We start from the raw sequence: 15,241 nt of genomic DNA, 5'->3' as shown, positions 1-15,241 counted from the left end.
CGCCGGGCGGGAAGAGGCCGAGCGCAGCAGGGCCAGCAGGGGGTCGGCGTCGCCTTGCCGCTCCCACCGGTCGACGATCCGATCGGCCAGCCGCTGTCCGAGGCTGTCGATGCTGCCCGGCAACGTCGAATCCAGGTTCAGCCGGGTTTCCATCGCCGCGAGGAACAAGCCCTCCTTGCCACCGAAGTACCGGGTCACCAGATTCGCCGAAAAGCCTGCGGCCTGGGCGATTTGGCTCACGGTTGTCGCCTCGTACCCGTTGCGCGCGAACAGCGGAGCCGCGGCCTTCAGGAGCTGTTCCCGCGTCCCGGCCGCGTTCCGCGGCCGGGACGGCTGCTTGTCCTCCGTGGATTTCGTGGCCACTCCCGAGGTATGTGTATGGTCAGACACAACGGCGTGAGTCTACACATGCCTGCCGTTGCCCGACGCGTGATCGCGCCGATCGTGCGCACGGGAGCCAGCCGCCATCGGCGATGCACCGAAAGGCCGCGGATCGAGTTCTCGTCGCCCTGCGTGCCAGTCCTCGTGATATCGCGTGCGTGGGCCTTCGTGTGTCCGGTCGACGTCGGCGGCGCCGAACTTGATCTCGGGAGACGCGACCAGGGAGAACGCCACCGGGAGTGGCATGTGTACAACGAAACACATCATGTGTATGGTCGCACACAAGTTGGTTCGCCAAGTCGGAAGTCGAGGCACGTCGTCATGACCCACAGGAGCTACGCCATCCGCGACGTGAAGGTGTTCGATGGCGAATCAGTCGTCGATGCCTCCACGGTGACCGTGTTGGACGGGGTGATCACCGACATCGGGCACGGTCTGCCGCCGGCGGAGGCGACGGTTGTCGACGGTGCCGGTGGAACGCTCCTGCCGGGCCTGATCGACGCCCACGTCCATCCCGATGACGATGGCCTCGCCCAGGCGGTGAGGTTCGGTGTGACCACCGTCGTGGAGATGGGTGGCGCTCCGCGCAGCCCGGAGGACCGCGCCCGGATCGCCGATGACGACCGGCTGGCCGACATCAGGTCGGCGGGGCTCCCGCTCACCGCCGTCTGCGGACACCCGAATGAACTGTTCGTCCCCATGGAGAAGCTCATCGGACCGGACGGCAGTCATCATCCCGAAGCGGCACCCATGCCCGGCCTCGCGAACCCCGACGAGCTCCCGGCGTTCATCGCCCAGCGGGTGCGAGAAGGTTCCGACTTCATCAAACTGCTGGCGGAGGAAGGCACGGTGCTGAACGCGCCCGGCCTGCCGGAGCTCGCCGAGGACGTGTTCGCCGCCGCGGTGCGGGAAGCTCATGGTCACGGCAAGCTCGTCGTCGCCCACGCGCTCACCTACGACGCGACGATGGAGATGCTGCGGGTCGGCGTCGACGGACTGGCCCACCTCTTCCTCGACCGGGCGCCGACCGACGAGATCGTCAACGCCATCGCACGGGCCGGCGTGTTCGTCATCCCCTGCCTGGTGCTGAACCGGTCCATCACGGGCACGAGCGGCGAGGACCTGGCGGCCGACAGCCGCGTCTCGTCACGCATGAGCGAGGAATGGCTGCGAGCGCTGCGCAGCTCCTTCACCACCTACCCCGAAGGGGACTACCGGTTCTCCCGGGAGACGGTGCAAGCGCTTTACCGCTCCGGCGTGCGCATCATCGCCGGAACCGACGCGGCGCGAGCCGAGGAAGAGCACGGCGGACTGGCCCAGGGCGCGAGCCTGCACCACGAGCTGCAACTCCTCGTCAAGGCAGGCCTGCCGAACGTCGAGGCACTGCGTTCCGCGACGTCCATCCCCGCTCAGGCCTTCGGGCTCGAAGATCGGGGCGTGATCCGCCGAGGGGCCAGGGCCGACCTGGTCCTGGTGGACGGTGACCCCACCGGATCCATCTCCGACACCCTCGCGACGCGTGCCGTCTGGCGGCGAGGGGCGATGACCACGCCCCTGGCGACCGTATGACACGGCTACCTCACCACCGAAGGAAACAGACATGACCACCGCACGCAACATCGTGATCACCGGGGCTGCCGGCGGCATCAGCTCCGAAATCACCAACCGGTTCTTGCAGAACGGAGACACCGTACTCGCCAGTGACCTGTACCAGGAGACGCTCGACGAGTGGCGTACCCGTTGGGACTCCGACGGCGCGAACCCGTCGCTGCACACCTTCCCCGCCGATGTCTCCGACGAGGCGAGCCTGGCCGACCTGGCGGAAGCCGCGCGGGAACGGCTGGGCACCGTCGACGTCCTGATCAACGCTGCCGGACACTTCCCCCAGACGCCCTTCGAGAAGATCTCGGGTGAGGAATGGCGCCAGGTCGTCGAGGTCAACCTCAGCGGCACCTTCTACACCGTCCAGGCTCTTCTTCCGCTGATCAAGCAGAGCGAGCGCGGGCGCATCATCAACATCGGGTCCGGCGGAATGTTCTTCGGCGTTCCGATGCAGGCGCACTACATCGCCTCGAAGGCCGGCGTCATGGGCCTGACGCGGGTCCTGGCCCGCGAGCTCGGCAACGACTACCCGATCACCGTCAACCTCGTCACCCCCGGGCTGGTCGTGACGCCCGCGGCTGCCGCGGTCCTGCCGGAGCCCTTGCTGGCGATGCAACGCAACATGCGTTCCTTCCACCGCGACGAGGTCCCCGACGACGTCGTCGGCTCGGTCTTCTTCCTCGCATCCGACGACGCCGCTTTCATCACCGGCCAGACGCTCAACGTCGATGGCGGCCTCACCATGTGGTGATGGCGGCCGAACTCTCGATCCTGGAGGGGTCATGCCCAAGCTCTTGATCATCATTGGCAGCACGCGTCCGGGCCGGATCGGGTTGCCGGTGGCCGGCTGGTTCTCGAAGCTGGCGGTCGCGGACGGGCGCTTCGACGTCCAGCTCGTCGACCTCGCCGAGCTCGCGCTCCCGTTCCTCGACGAGCCGGACCATCCCGCGCTGCGCAACTACACGACCCCGCACGCGCTCGAATGGAGCGCGATCGTCGACAGCGCTGATGCCATTGTGCTCGTCACGGCCGAGTACAACTTCGGTTATCCGGCTCCGCTGAAGAACGCGCTGGACTACCTGTATCACGAATGGCGGAACAAGCCTCTCGGATTTGTCTCCTACGGTGGTGTCGCCGCCGGGACGCGATCAGTCCAGCAGCTCCAGCAGGTGACCAGCGCTCTGCAGATGGTGACGGTACGCACCTCGGTTCACATCCCGTTCGTCTTCGACATGTTGGACGCGAACGGGGAGCTCGTGCCCAACGCGCAGATGCACGCGGCGGCGACCTCGATGTTCGCCGAGCTGGAGGCGCTCAACGTGACGCTGGCGTCGGCGCGAGCGGTCAGCTGATCCCACGAGCCGTGCGCTTTCGTTTCCAAGAATCGGTCATGAGTCCGGAGAAGGCGTCGATAGTGGACTTCAGTGAAATGAAGAATGAAGCCGGGTGATCGTCGTGAACGGCTCGAAGGAGCAGCGCCCGATCGACGCCCGCGTTTCCCTGCTGGACTTCCTCCGGGAGCACCTCGGTCTCCACGGCACGAAGAAGGGGTGCGACCAGGGGGCGTGCGGAGCGTGCACCGTTCAGGTCGACGGGGATCGGATCGTGTCGTGCCTGGCTCTGGCCGCGCAGTACGACGGCCGTGTGGTGACCACGATCGAAGGCCTCGCCGACGGGGAAGCGCTCCACCCGTTGCAGGAGGCCTTCGTCGAACACGAAGGCCTCCAGTGCGGCTACTGCACCCCGGGCCAGATCTGCTCCGCGATCGGAATGGCTCGAGAAGTGGCGCGGGGTGTGCCGAGCAACGTCACGGAGGACGTGGCCGCCGGCGGCATCGCGCTCGCCCGCGAGGAGCTGCGTGAGCGGATGAGCGGGAACCTTTGCCGGTGCGGGGCCCACAACGGCATCGTCGCGGCGATCGCCGACGTGTGCGGAGGGCTGGACACGTGATCGAGTTCGAGTACTCCCGCGCCGTCGACGTGGCCGGCTCGCGGGCAGCGGGCGAGCACGCTACCTCGGCGGCGGGACGAACCTCGTCGACCTGATGCGCCAGGGGATCGAGAACCCCTCGCGGCTCGTCGACGTGACCGGCTTGTCGAAGGACATCCGGCAGACCGACGGCGGCGGCCTGCTGATCGGCGCGGCGGCCCGCAACACCGCCGTGGCGGAGCACCGGGCGGTTCGGGAGAGGTACCCGGTGCTCGCTCGCCCGATCGTCGCCGGCGCTTCCGGGCAGATCCGCAACATGGCGACCGTCGGCGGCAACCTGGTGCAGCGCACCCGCTGCCCGTACTTCTACGACGGCGACGGCTCCCGCTGCAACAAGCGCGATCCGGGTTCTGGCTGCGACGCGGGGGGAGGGCCACACTCGCAATCTCGCGATCTTGGGCAGTTCGCCGGCGTGTGCGGCCACCCATCCGTCGGACATGGCCGTGGCCTTGGTCGCGCTGGACGCCGTCGTGCACGTGGCCGGCACGTCGGGCGAGCGCCGTGTCGCGCTGACGGACCTGCACCGGCTCCCCGGTGATCGTCCGGACCTCGAGACGACGCTCGAACCCGGCGAGCTCATCACCGCGGGCGAACTCCCGCCGGCGGGTTTCGCCGCGCGCTCGGCGTACCGCAAGGTCCGCGACCGGGCCAGCTACGCGTTCGCCCTCGTCTCCGTGGCCGCCGGGCTCGAGCTCGACGGCGACACGATCGTAAGCGCACGCCTCGCGCTGGGCGGGGTCGCACCCAAGCCGTGGCGGGCTCGAAAGGCCGAAGAACTGCTGCGCGAGGCCCGCCCACGACGGCCGCGTTCGTCGCTGCCGCGGATGCCGAGCTGGCCGGCGCGCAACCGTTCGACGGCAACGCTTTCAAGGTGGAACTGGCTCGCCGCACGATCGTGACCGTGCTGGCGCACTCGCCGAGCTGAGGCCGGCATGACCGCCCCAGGAAGGCAGAGCGCCGTCGCGGTGGTGCCCGACGGCTGGACGCCCAGCGCCGGGCCCGACCCGGTGTTGCAGGTCGAGAAAGGACTCGTCGGCACACCGCGGCGGCGTCTCGACGGACCTTCGAAGGTGCGGGGTGAGGCGCGGTTCGCCGCCGAGCACGTCATGGACGGAATGGTGTACGCGGCGCTGCGCTTCAGCACCATTGCGAAGGGGCGCGTCACATCACTGGACACCGCGCACGGCGGATCAGGTGGCCTGGTGTCTCGTCGAGAGCGAGGACCAGCGCATCGTCACCGTCGCGACCTCGTGCTGTCGCGAGATCCGGCACTGGGAGTCACCGTCCGTTCGCCTGGCTGCCGACCCGAAGCCGCCACATCCGCACGACAACACCGTCATGGTGATCGATCGTGCACACGCCGTCTGTTGTCCGTGCTGAGGCTGATCCGGTGTTCCATCCGAGTCGGCTCGCCCCTGATCCTGCGGTGGTGCCGCTGTGGGCTCGCGTCGGCTTGCTACGCCAGGGCAACAGCGTCCCCAGGGTGGTTGGGAGGCTGCTGCCTCGCCGGCGTCGTCAAGAGCGTCTAGCCCTGCAACCACTTTCCGACGAGCAGCTGCGCTCAAGTGCGCGTCTGCGTGGAATGACCCCCGTACGGGCTGCTCATTCCCGGTACTTCGTTCGACCAGCCGGAAAGAATCGCGCGAAAGGCTTGCACAGCAAGCCGCCTGGCACGCTCGTTGCCGATGGTGCCGAGGTGGCCGAGCGAGGCGATCCCGTAGAGCATCCCCCAAACGATCTCGCAGGCTTCGCCGAAGTCGGCCAGCACCACGTCGTGCTCGCTCGCCCAGCAGGCGAGTAGTTCCTTGAGGATTTCGGTGCCCGGTTGGGCCGCGCGCTGGCGTGCGTTCGCATCCACCGTGGTGTCGTTCATGATCTTGTAGAGATGCGGGTGCTCACCGGCGAACCGGACGTACTCGGACGCGAGTCGCAGTATCCGCCGGTCGATGTCGGGTTCCTCGGAGGCGAGCCGCATGTCGTTCTGCAGGAGCTGGTAACCGCGCGTGACGAGCTCCAGCACGAGCGCGTCCTTGTTGGCGAAGTACTGGTAGACGATGGGCGCGGCGTACTCGATGTCAGTCGCGATTCGCCGGACGGTCAGGGCTGCCACCCCCTCGGACTCGAGGATGCCCAACGCGGTTTCGATGATCTGTTCGCGGATGCGTGCTCGTTCGAGGGCCCGCCTCGTGCTCGTGGCCATGGTCGTCGCTCGCTTTCGGTGGATCGCTCGAACACCGGACATGCCAATCTTGACAGCAGCCCGAAGCCGTGCCTAGTCTAACGACGTTAGAAAATCAAACAACGTTAGAAGTGAGGCGTGAGCAATGATCTACCACATCAATCGAGCCACCTTGAAGGCCACGGCGACGCCCGAACAGATCGAGGAAGCGCTGGAGTCATGGCGCAATCAGGGCCGCTCGAACCCCGCCGTCAAGTCGTTCCTGGTGGGCCGTGACCACGGAGGCGACTTTGAGTACAGCGCGGTTTTCGCTGTCGAAGACCTCGACGGTCTCTTCGCGTACCTGACCCATCCGTCCACCTACGAGACCGACCGCATCGGACTGCACCTGGCCGAGCGGCTCGAAATCTTCGACATCAGCGACGACGACGACCCCGAGCTGTACTCCAAGATCCAGGAGCTGCACCGGCGCCGCAACGAGCACAATCCGGACGTCGCCGCGAAGATCGCCGAAGTGCCGACCTTCGTCGGCGCCGGCCTGGACGACTGACCCGGACACGCCCTGGACGCGGTCACCGGCGATACCGCCGGTTGACCGCATAGCGGTTGGCCGACGAGGTGCAGAACCAGATCGTGATCGGCGAGGTGGCCGGACGGGTGCGGTCGCACTGGACGACCAGACCCGCCAACGGCCAACCGAAGCCGAAGCACCGCACCAAACGGAGCCGGCACAAGACAGAGTCAAATCATTACGCACGAGCTGTTTCATTCAGGTCCAGGCCAACCGCGAGGAAGCCGGTCGGGCCGAACCACCTTGTACAGCACCCGGTCACGGGTTGCGCCGGGAGACCAGCCGCGAACGTAGTCCGCGATCGAGGTCTGAAAACCCAAGAGGCTCATGACGCCGAACGCGCTTCCGCAGAACCGCAGGTGCGCCTGATCGCAGTCCATCCGGGACGTTGCTGGTCACGTGTTTCCGCGCCCTGAGGTCGAAGCGCGACCGCGCGTTCGTCGTCACCCTCGTTCGCCAGTTCACCTCTGCAAGCACGAATCGGGTTTCAAGGAGTCACCATGAGCATCACCTCCACCACTGAAATCGTCCTGCCGGGCGTCGTCGAGCCCGCTGGTCTGCTGGTCCAGGCCCGCGATCTACCCGCGCCGGCAGCGGGCCAGGTCGTCCTGCGCATGGAGGCCACAGGCGTCTCCTTCGCTGAACAGCAGATGCGCGTGGGCAAGTACTACGATCAGCCCTCATTCCCCTTCGTGCCTGGGTACGACGTGGTCGGCACGGTCGTGGGAACCGGGCCCGGCGTCGACCGCGGACTGCGCGGGAAACGATTTGCCGCGGTCACCAAGATCGGAGGGTGGGCGAGTCGGCTGATCGTCGAGGCTGCGGACCTGGTTCCGGTGCCGGACGACATCGACGCCGCCGTGGCCGTGGCTGTGGTGCTCAACGGCGTCACAGCATGGCAGATGTTGTACCGAGCTGCGAAGGTGAAGCGCGGCGACACCATCGTCGTATTGGGTGCGAACGGCGGCGTCGGGTCGACGTTGGTGCAGCTGGCCCGTCATGCCGGCATCAGGGTGATCGGCACGGCTTCAGCACGCCACCACGACGCCGTCCGGGAGCTGGGTGCCGTTCCCGTCGACTACCGCGACCCGGCCATGTACAACAAGATCCACGAGCTCGCGCCCGAGGGCGTGGATGCGGTGTTCGACCACGTCGGTGGTCCCACGGTGCATGACTCTTGGCGACTGCTGCGCCGTGGTGGCGCGCTGATCAGCTACGGCTCGGCCGCGACGAAGGACGAGCCGGGAAACGCGTCGCTGCCGGTGCTCAAGGTGTTCGGCCGCCTGATGATCTGGAACGCACTGCCCAACGGCAGGCGCGCGGGCTTCTACAACTTCTGGGCCGGCAAGCGACTCCGCCCGGCCGTGTTCCGCGCCCGCCTCGCCGAAGACCTCACGCAGGTGCTGCGCCTGGTCGCGGCTGGTGCGCTGACGCCGCACATCGCCGCGCGCTTCCCGTTGGCAGAGGCTTCTGCCGCACTGGCCCTGGCGGAGTCGCGCACGGTGCTGGGCAAGGTCGTCATCATCGCGGAGCAGTGAACGGACCACTCCGCGACCCCGCGACTCGTCCCCCGACGCGAGCACCGACCTCGTCGATCTGTCAGCGGCGCACCTCAGCGCCCGCACAGCAAGTCCCGAACCTGCTCTGCGGCTGTTCCCTCCGGGGCCTCTCGCCCGGGTGCGCCGTTACGTCCTGGTTGAGCTGGCGCAGCTGGCGACCAGTACACCTCGATCAGCTGCCCGCTCCAGTTCTTCGTCAGGGCATCCCGCTGAGCAATTCCTCCATCTGACCTTCCAGGAGTCCTCATGATCAACCCTGCCGTTGTCCGTGCCGCGGTCGCCGTTCCCTCCGACGAAGTCGACAACCGCGCGGCCTACCTGGGCTTCGCATTCGCCTACTTCTTCGGTCACGGCGCGGCGCTGCTGTCCAAAGGGGACCTTGTCATCATGCCTTCGTGGCTGCCAATCGCATTGCTGGCCACAGGCATCCTCACCGGCGTGATCTTCGCGATGACCGCGTCGCTGCGCGCCCAGCGGTTCGCCTCCGAAGTGCGGCGACGAGCTGAGAAACTCGTCGGCATCGCCTGGGCCACCGGATTCGCCGCGCTGGCTTTGGCGGTCACCGGCTTGAGCACGGTGTTCGACAAGCCGGAGTTGCAGACCGTGCTCTGGCCCGCCGGCTCAGCCATCGTCGTCGGCCTGATCTACATCGCGGAGGGCGCCATTCGCGGCAACGCCCTGCACTACAACCTGGGCACCTGGCTAGCACTAGTCGCCGCCGCAGCTCTGTTCGTTCCCGGAGCAGGCTTCTTCGGTGTGCTCGCCGTGGCGGGCGGCGGAGCCTACGTGCTGGCAGCGTTCCTGGAGCGTCGTCGGCTGGCCGTCCTCGCCATGTGAGACTCTGCCGCTGCAGCCACACCGAGGCGCAGCCCACATCGCCACGGCACGAACTCACGTGGTCGGCCGTTTCGCAGCATCAGGTTCTCTCGCTGCTGAGGCACTTGTCCAGTCCGTTAGAGACCAAGTGGTGGTCGATGTCGCTGTGATGAGTTGGACCGACTTCTGACCCCGACCCACTGAACGCGCCGAGCAGCGCGGCCCGGCCCTTACCGCGTGGGCTTCGGCAAGACCGTGCCCGAACACTGTGCGAGCCACTGCTGCTTGCTGTCGATCAGGTGCTGGTCTGGGTTCGGTGGCCCACCGCGAAGCGGCGAAACATCCTGATCACTCGTCTCGGTCATCGGTGGTGGTGTTGGGTAGGCCGGCGCCGAGGATCACGGCGGCGGCTTGGCCGTCGAGGTAGGTGTCTCCGATGTGCATAGAGCCGGGCGTAGGCGCCTTCTTCTCATGGCCGCGGAAGCACAGGACGAACCAGTAGTCGGCGTCGGTGGCGAGGCGGAACCGTTCGTCCTGGCGCCCGGTGCGTTCGCGGAATCCGATCGCGAGCGCGTCGAGTTCGGTGCTGGAGTCGGTGACGAGGTCGCCGGTGTACTCGACGTTGGCCAGGGAGTGGGCGCGGGTTCGGCGTTGAGTTGCGCGAGCAGGTCGCCGTTCGAGTTGGGCCGCCGCGCGCGGCGGTGGAGTGGAGCTGGGACGGAATCTGTCGCGCGGCGATGCGCTCGACGAGCCCTTCCCGTCGTGCTACACGCCGAGCACGTGACGTATCCCGCATTGCGAGGTAACTCGCTGTTACTGCTCTCCTCCCGGCTATGACTTCCCGTGTTCAGATGAACACGGGAGTCATGGCCGGAGGCCGGAGCGGCCGAGCGGTCAGGACCCGATCGGCACCCAGCGCAGACCTTCGTCGTCAACGACGACTTGCCCGGCCGTCGGCGGTGGGAAGTGCGTGCCCAGCACCAGGGTTCCGGTCCCGGCGAGCGAGGTGAGCAGGTCGCGGCGGGTGCTCTCCGCGAGCGCGGGGTCGACGTCCGCGCAGCTGGTGATGTCCGGTCGCGGCACCTGGACCGGGTGGTGCACGCAGTCGCCGGTGATCAGTGCCGTCTGCCCGCCGCTGTCCAGCCGCACCGCGACGTGCCCCGGTGTGTGGCCCGGTGTGGGCACCAGGCGCACCCCTGGTGCCACCTCGGTGCCGTCCGCAGGGACGTCGACGAGGTCGAGCTGGCCCGCGTCCTCGACCGGCAGCACCGAGTCGCGGAACATCTGCCGGCGCGGCTCGTCCATCGCGCAGCCGGCCCAGAACTCCCGCTCCACCCGCGAGGTCAGGTAGCGCGCGTGCGGGAACGTGGGCACCCAGGTGCCGCCGTCCATCCGGGTGTTCCAGCCGACGTGGTCGGTGTGCAGGTGAGTGAGCACGACCAGGTCGACCGACTCCGGCGCGAAGCCGGCCTCGGCGAGCCGGTCCAGGTAGCCGGTGCGCAGGCCGTGCCACGCCGGGTTCGCGCGCTGCTTGCCGTTGCCGATCCCGGTGTCCACGAGGATGCGCAGTCCTCCCGCCGACACTCCGAAGCTGTGGCTGGCGAGGCGCAGCACTCCGTCGTCCCGGCGAGGTCGGGGCGGAGCCAGTCGTGCCCGGCGACGACCTCCGGGGTCGCCCCCGGCAGCAGCCAGGGGCCGGTGGCGGGCGGCAGCAGCACCTCGTCCACCCGGTGCACGGTCATCTCGCCGATGGTCCACGTCGAGGTGGTCATGCCTTCCTCTCACGCTAAAGCAACTTGTTTGCTTTAAGCCACGGTAGGGCTTAGTCTCGACTAAAGCAAAGTCTTAGCCTTTGGAGGTGTCGATGTCCAGCCTCACGCCGGGGGAAGCGGCGCGCTGGGCCGCCCGTGCCGGGCTGTCCCTACCCAATGACCGCCACGCCGTCGTGGCCGCCACGGCCGACCACATCCACTCCGTCGTCTCAGTCCTGCGAGAGCTGGACCTCGGGGACACGGCACCGTTCCACGCGGGAGAGACCGATGCGACCGCATGAACTGACCCTCGCCGCGGCCTCGCGCGCCGTGGGCGCCCGCGAGCTGTCCCCCGTCGAGCTCCTCGACTCGGTGCTGACACGCCTGGAGGAGGTCGAACCCCGCCTCAACGCCTACGTCACGGTGACTGCGGACCGGGCGCGGGCGGCGGCCCGGCAGGCTGAGCGCGACATCGCGGCGGGGACGCTTCGCGGTCCGCTCCACGGGATGCCGATGGCCCTCAAGGACATGGTCGACGTCGCCGGCCTGCCGACCAGCGGGAGCTCGCGCGTCCGGGCAGGGCACCGCGCCGACGCCGACAGCGCGGTGGCGGCGCGCCTGACCGGCGCGGGCGCGGTGCTGGTGGGCAAGACCCACACGCACGAGTTCGCCTACGGGCTGATCACCCCGCAGACCGCGAACGTGCGCGACGCCGGACGGATCGCCGGGGGGTCCAGCGGCGGGTCGGCCGTCGCCGTGGCGGCGGGCACGGCGGCGTTCGCGCTGGGGACCGACACCGGTGGCTCCATCCGCGTGCCCGCCGCGTTGAACGGGGTCGTCGGCCTGAAACCGACGTACGACCTGGTGCCGCGGGACGGAGTGGTCCCGTTGTCCTGGTCGCTGGACCACGTCGGTCCGCTCACCCGCACGGTCGAGGACGCCGCGCTCGTCCTACCGGCCCTGACCGGGGGCGAGCCGTCCGCCGTGGACGGAGATGTGGCCGGACTGCGCGTGGGCGTGCCGCGCAACTACTACTTCGACCACGTGGACCCCGAAGTGGAAACCGTTGTGCGCCGGGCGATCGAACGGCTGGAGTCGCTCGGCGCCCGGCTGGTCGAGGTGGAGATCCCGATGACGCGCTACGTCCAGGCGGTTCAATGGGGTCTGATGGTCCCGGAGGCCACCGCCTACCACGAGCGGACGCTGCGGACGGCCCCCGAGCTGTACGCGGCCGACGTCCGCGTCCTCCTCGAAGCCGGTGAGCTGCTGTCCGCCGGTGACCACCTGCGGGCTCGCCGGGCCCGCACGCTGCTGCGGCGGGAGTGGCTGCGCATGCTGGAGCAGGTCGACGTGATCGCGGCCCCGGCTGTTCCGATGACGGCGGTGCCGGCCGGGCAGGAGACCGTCACCTGGCCGGACGGCACGACGGAGAGCGTGTCCGACGCCTACGTGCGGCTGTCGGCGCCCGCCAACATCACCGGCGTGCCGGCGCTGACGGTGCCGGTGGGGACTGACCGGGCCGGTCTGCCCATCGGCTTGCAGCTGCTGGGACGACCGCTGGCCGAGTCGCTCCTGCTGCGGGCGGGGCGTGCCTGCGAACGGCCGCTCACGCTCGCGGGAAGCTGAGGAGCTCGTCGGCCAGGGCACGCGCGCACCCGTCGAGGAGGGCCTCCCCCTTGGCCGCGGTGGCGGTGCGCGCATCCCCGGCGATGCCGGCGGGTGCGATGCGCTCGAAGGGCGTCGGGTGGTGCACCGGCGCCGGATCTTCGTGCTGCAGCGCGATCTCCGGGCCGACCGCGTGCGGCAGGAGCTCCCTGCGAACCAGCTCCGGGAACGCGGCCAGCATCATCGACGTTTCGCCCTCGCAGGCGTGCATCAGCTGGCGCTGGGTTTCCAGCGTCCGCGCGATCACCGCGGCTCCGGTGGTGAAGTAGCTGGTGACCGCGATGCCGGTGCCCAGCTCGGCGGTCAGCTCGGTGGCGAGCGCGTGCAGGGCGGTCGCGTTGCCGCCGTGGCCGTTGACGAGCAGGATCCGCCCGAACCCGGCCCGCAGCACGGAACGGCACAGATCCCGCAGCAGGGCGTGCAAGGTGGACAGCGACAGCGTCAGCGTGCCGCCGAAGGCCATGTGGTGCTCGGCCAGTCCACACCACGTCGACGGCGCCACCACCACCGGCACGCGGTCGCTCACCAGTGCGGCGGCCCGGGTGCAGACTTCCGCGGCGAGGAAGTCGTCCACTCCGGTGGGCAGGTGGGCGCCGTGCTGCTCGGTCGACCCGACGGGCAGCAGCACGAGCGCGTCCCGGGCTGCCAGGTCGCGCAGTTCCGGTGCGGTCAGGCGGTTCCAGCGGTGCTCGGACACGGTACCTCCTAAAGCAAATAATTAGCTTTAAGAAGCTTAAGGTGGCCGGACGCTTGACGCAACATGTTTGCTTTAAGGTGAGGACATGAGTCGAAGGCCGATGGTGCGCCCCGGTGGCCGCAGCGCCAGGGTCCAGGAGGCGGTGCACGCCGCCGTCCGTGAGCTGGAGGCCGAAAGCGGGCGCGAGGCGCTGACCGTGCCGCAGATCGCGGCGCGAGCCGGAGTCACGCCGTCGACGATCTACCGCCGCTGGGGTGACCTGCGCGAGCTGCTCTCCGACGTCGCGGTGGAGCGGCTGCGGCCGGAGGTCCCGCCGGAGAACCGGGGTGGCCTCGAAGCCGACCTGGAAGCGTGGGCCGAGCAGTTCCTCGACGAGATGTCCTCACCGCCGGGGCGTGCCTACATCCGCGACGCGCTGCTCGGTGATCCGGACGGGAGCAACGCCGGTCAGTGCTCGGCGTACGCGGCCGACCAGATCGACGTGATCCTCGGCAGGGCGGCGGAACGCGGGGAGCCGGTGCCGGACGTGGAGAGGGTGCTCGACGGCGTGGTGGCACCGATGATGTACCGCATCCTGTTCCGTCCCGGCTTGCTCGACCCCGCATACGCGCGCCGCCTGGTGGACGACCTCCTCGGCTGAGCCGGGATGGCCCCAGAAGGCTTGGGTTCTAGGAGTCGTCGCAACACCCCAGTTCAGGGGATGCGATGGACTTCGAGATCCGGGACGGTCGATCAGCCAGGGCCGTAGGCGCCCGACGCGCGAGCGCAAGGTCTATCTTGCGCTCGTGCGTCAGTAATCGCGAAGCAGGCAAGATCGTCGGGGTCAATGTCCGGACCGGCAAACGGTGGCGCAACGGGCGTATCCCGTCGGGCCGTGCGGCAGGGGCGCCGCCGATAACCTCGGCGGCTCCTTCTGTTGTGCGGGGCCGGTTTCTGAACGAGGACGAACGCGTCGTCATCGCCGACCGCCGCCGCACCGGCGCCACAATCCGTCAGATCGCCACCGAGCTGGGCCGCGATCCCGCGACGGTGAGCAGGGAACTGCGGCGCAACGCCCACCAGCCCAGCGGGGGCTACCGTCCATACGCCGCCCGGCGCCGTGCCGATGCCCGCCGGCCGCGGCCGAAAGTCCGCATACTCGCGGCCGACGCCGAGCTCCCTCGCGTCGTGCAGGACCATCTGGCCCGTAAACGCAGTCCTGCGGTTCCCCCGAGAACTGGCGCTCTGCTGTGCATGCCAGCCAGAGACATACCGTATTCAGCCTCGCGAGCCGAGAAGCGGAGCACGCGCTGTCCCGGCCCCAGCAGTCGCCTCCTGATCTATTGCCGGTGGATCCCGGCTGAGTCGCGCTCCCGGCTCATGCGGTGATCGCTGCCCAGCCGCGGTCGAGCAGTTCCCAGGCCTTGGTGAAGGCCGCGGCCGGGTCGGGGTGGGAGCGGGCGAGGGCCACCGCTTCCAGGGCGAAGCGAGCGAGGGCCGCGCACGTCAGATCGTCCGCGGGCCGGCCGGACTCGGCGGCGATAGCGCGGGCCAGTGCCTCCTCATGGCGTAGCCACATCGTGCGGCCGTACTCCCGCAGGGCCGGCGTCCGCTGCACGAACGCTTGGAACTCGGCGAACCGGGATCCGGGACTGGCCGGCTTCGTGGCGAAGCCGGCCAGGTGGATCCGGAGGGCTTCGGTGATCGTCCGGCTCGGCGGCCGGTCGGTCACGGCGGCGATCAGCGCCGTCTCGTTGTCCGTCTCGTCGTCGAAGACCAGCGCTTCCTTGCCGCCGGGGAAGTAGTTGAACAGCGTCGACACGGAGACGTCGGCGGCCTCGGCGATCTGCCGGATGCTCACTTGCTCGTAGCCGTGCGCCAGGAACAGCCGCAGCGCCGTCTCGGCGATCGCCTTGCGGGTGGCTGCCTTCTTGCGCTCCCGCAAGCCCGCAGGGCGGCGGCCCGAGTCACTCATACCCCCAGCCTACGCCAAACTTGGTCTCGGTCGAATTTTGGAACGGTTGTAAATTTTGGATCGTTCCGTTTATCGTG

General features: G+C 68.7%; 16 protein-coding genes and 1 pseudogene. 12 read left to right on the top strand and 5 right to left on the bottom strand.

The genetic code is table 11. From position 1 onward, the window contains the following. On the bottom strand, nt 1-363 hold a 363-nt coding region (locus tag BLQ91_RS22760; RefSeq protein ID WP_176959907.1), incomplete at its 3' end, for a TetR/AcrR family transcriptional regulator. A gap of 66 nt (nt 364-429) precedes the next feature. Between BLQ91_RS22760 and BLQ91_RS22755 the strand changes: the two genes are divergently transcribed. The 5 genes and pseudogenes from BLQ91_RS22755 (at nt 430) to BLQ91_RS43825 (ending at nt 4,897) form a co-directional block, all read left to right on the top strand. Next, the gene (locus BLQ91_RS22755) at nt 430-1,950 is read left to right on the top strand and encodes an amidohydrolase family protein (protein ID WP_245733746.1); all 1,521 of its coding nucleotides are present in this window, start codon (nt 430-432) and stop codon (nt 1,948-1,950) included. Nucleotides 1,951-1,981: 31 nt separating this feature from the next. Continuing rightward, a complete protein-coding gene (locus tag BLQ91_RS22750) occupies nt 1,982-2,734 on the top strand; it encodes an SDR family NAD(P)-dependent oxidoreductase (RefSeq protein ID WP_090099559.1) in 753 nt (250 codons plus the stop codon). Then, on the top strand, nt 2,712-3,335 hold the full coding sequence (locus tag BLQ91_RS22745; protein ID WP_245733745.1) for an NADPH-dependent FMN reductase: 624 nt from the start codon (nt 2,712-2,714) through the stop codon (nt 3,333-3,335). The genes BLQ91_RS22750 and BLQ91_RS22745 overlap by 23 nt, the downstream gene beginning before the upstream one ends. A 94-nt stretch (nt 3,336-3,429) precedes the next feature. Beyond that, a complete protein-coding gene (locus tag BLQ91_RS22740; protein WP_090099555.1) occupies nt 3,430-3,933 on the top strand; it encodes a 2Fe-2S iron-sulfur cluster-binding protein in 504 nt (167 codons plus the stop codon). Then, nucleotides 3,930-4,897: pseudogene (locus BLQ91_RS43825) on the top strand (FAD binding domain-containing protein). The gene BLQ91_RS22740 and the pseudogene BLQ91_RS43825 overlap by 4 nt, the downstream one beginning before the upstream one ends. 636 nt (nt 4,898-5,533) lie before the next feature. On the opposite strand, the gene BLQ91_RS22730 reads toward BLQ91_RS43825, so the two are convergent. Further along, the gene (locus BLQ91_RS22730; protein ID WP_090099553.1) at nt 5,534-6,172 is read right to left on the bottom strand and encodes a TetR/AcrR family transcriptional regulator; all 639 of its coding nucleotides are present in this window, start codon (nt 6,170-6,172) and stop codon (nt 5,534-5,536) included. A 124-nt stretch (nt 6,173-6,296) separates the two neighbouring features. Between BLQ91_RS22730 and BLQ91_RS22725 the strand changes: the two genes are divergently transcribed. The 3 genes from BLQ91_RS22725 to BLQ91_RS22715 all read left to right on the top strand — a co-directional run bounded on the left by BLQ91_RS22725 (nt 6,297) and on the right by BLQ91_RS22715 (nt 9,118). Continuing rightward, on the top strand, nt 6,297-6,701 hold the full coding sequence (locus tag BLQ91_RS22725; RefSeq protein ID WP_090099551.1) for a Dabb family protein: 405 nt from the start codon (nt 6,297-6,299) through the stop codon (nt 6,699-6,701). A gap of 521 nt (nt 6,702-7,222) precedes the next feature. Next, nucleotides 7,223-8,260 carry a medium chain dehydrogenase/reductase family protein gene (locus tag BLQ91_RS22720; RefSeq protein WP_090099549.1) on the top strand — a complete coding sequence of 346 codons (1,038 nt, stop codon included), beginning with the start codon at nt 7,223-7,225 and terminating at the stop codon, nt 8,258-8,260. A 267-nt stretch (nt 8,261-8,527) separates the two neighbouring features. Then, complete coding sequence (locus tag BLQ91_RS22715; protein ID WP_090099547.1) at nt 8,528-9,118, top strand: ABC transporter permease; 591 nt, start codon at nt 8,528-8,530, stop codon at nt 9,116-9,118. A gap of 873 nt (nt 9,119-9,991) precedes the next feature. Here BLQ91_RS22715 and BLQ91_RS22710 read toward each other — a convergent pair. Beyond that, the gene (locus BLQ91_RS22710; RefSeq protein WP_245733743.1) at nt 9,992-10,711 is read right to left on the bottom strand and encodes an MBL fold metallo-hydrolase; all 720 of its coding nucleotides are present in this window, start codon (nt 10,709-10,711) and stop codon (nt 9,992-9,994) included. A gap of 250 nt (nt 10,712-10,961) precedes the next feature. Here BLQ91_RS22710 and BLQ91_RS22705 point away from each other — a divergent pair, with 250 nt between their 5' ends. Both BLQ91_RS22705 and BLQ91_RS22700 read left to right on the top strand, forming a co-directional pair. Continuing rightward, entirely contained in the window at nt 10,962-11,150 is a 189-nt protein-coding gene (locus tag BLQ91_RS22705) for a hypothetical protein (RefSeq protein ID WP_218130379.1), read from the top strand. Continuing rightward, entirely contained in the window at nt 11,137-12,474 is a 1,338-nt protein-coding gene (locus BLQ91_RS22700) for an amidase (protein ID WP_090099545.1), read from the top strand. The genes BLQ91_RS22705 and BLQ91_RS22700 overlap by 14 nt, the downstream gene beginning before the upstream one ends. On the opposite strand, the gene BLQ91_RS22695 is transcribed toward BLQ91_RS22700, so the two are convergent. Then, nucleotides 12,455-13,210 (bottom strand): creatininase family protein, encoded by a 756-nt coding sequence (locus BLQ91_RS22695; protein ID WP_090099543.1) that lies wholly within the window; start codon nt 13,208-13,210, stop codon nt 12,455-12,457. The genes BLQ91_RS22700 and BLQ91_RS22695 overlap by 20 nt on opposite strands. Nucleotides 13,211-13,295: 85 nt before the next feature. Here BLQ91_RS22695 and BLQ91_RS22690 point away from each other — a divergent pair, with 85 nt between their 5' ends. Both BLQ91_RS22690 and BLQ91_RS43820 read left to right on the top strand, forming a co-directional pair. After that, nucleotides 13,296-13,850 (top strand): TetR/AcrR family transcriptional regulator, encoded by a 555-nt coding sequence (locus tag BLQ91_RS22690; protein WP_090099541.1) that lies wholly within the window; start codon nt 13,296-13,298, stop codon nt 13,848-13,850. Nucleotides 13,851-13,915: 65 nt separating this feature from the next. Then, nucleotides 13,916-14,578, top strand: coding sequence for a helix-turn-helix domain-containing protein (locus BLQ91_RS43820; RefSeq protein WP_090099539.1), 663 nt, complete (start codon nt 13,916-13,918; stop codon nt 14,576-14,578). Here the strand turns inward: BLQ91_RS43820 and BLQ91_RS22680 are convergent. Further along, nucleotides 14,568-15,164: a TetR/AcrR family transcriptional regulator gene (locus BLQ91_RS22680; protein ID WP_090099537.1), complete on the bottom strand. Its 597-nt coding sequence runs from the start codon at nt 15,162-15,164 to the stop codon at nt 14,568-14,570. The two genes, BLQ91_RS43820 and BLQ91_RS22680, sit on opposite strands and share 11 nt — an antisense overlap. Nucleotides 15,165-15,241 lie beyond the last annotated feature (77 nt).

The organism is Lentzea jiangxiensis (genome assembly GCF_900104175.1).
Lineage (GTDB): Bacteria > Actinomycetota > Actinomycetes > Mycobacteriales > Pseudonocardiaceae > Lentzea > Lentzea jiangxiensis.
Note: the sequence above shows the minus strand (reverse complement) of the source record. Positions and strands in the feature narration are given on the sequence as shown.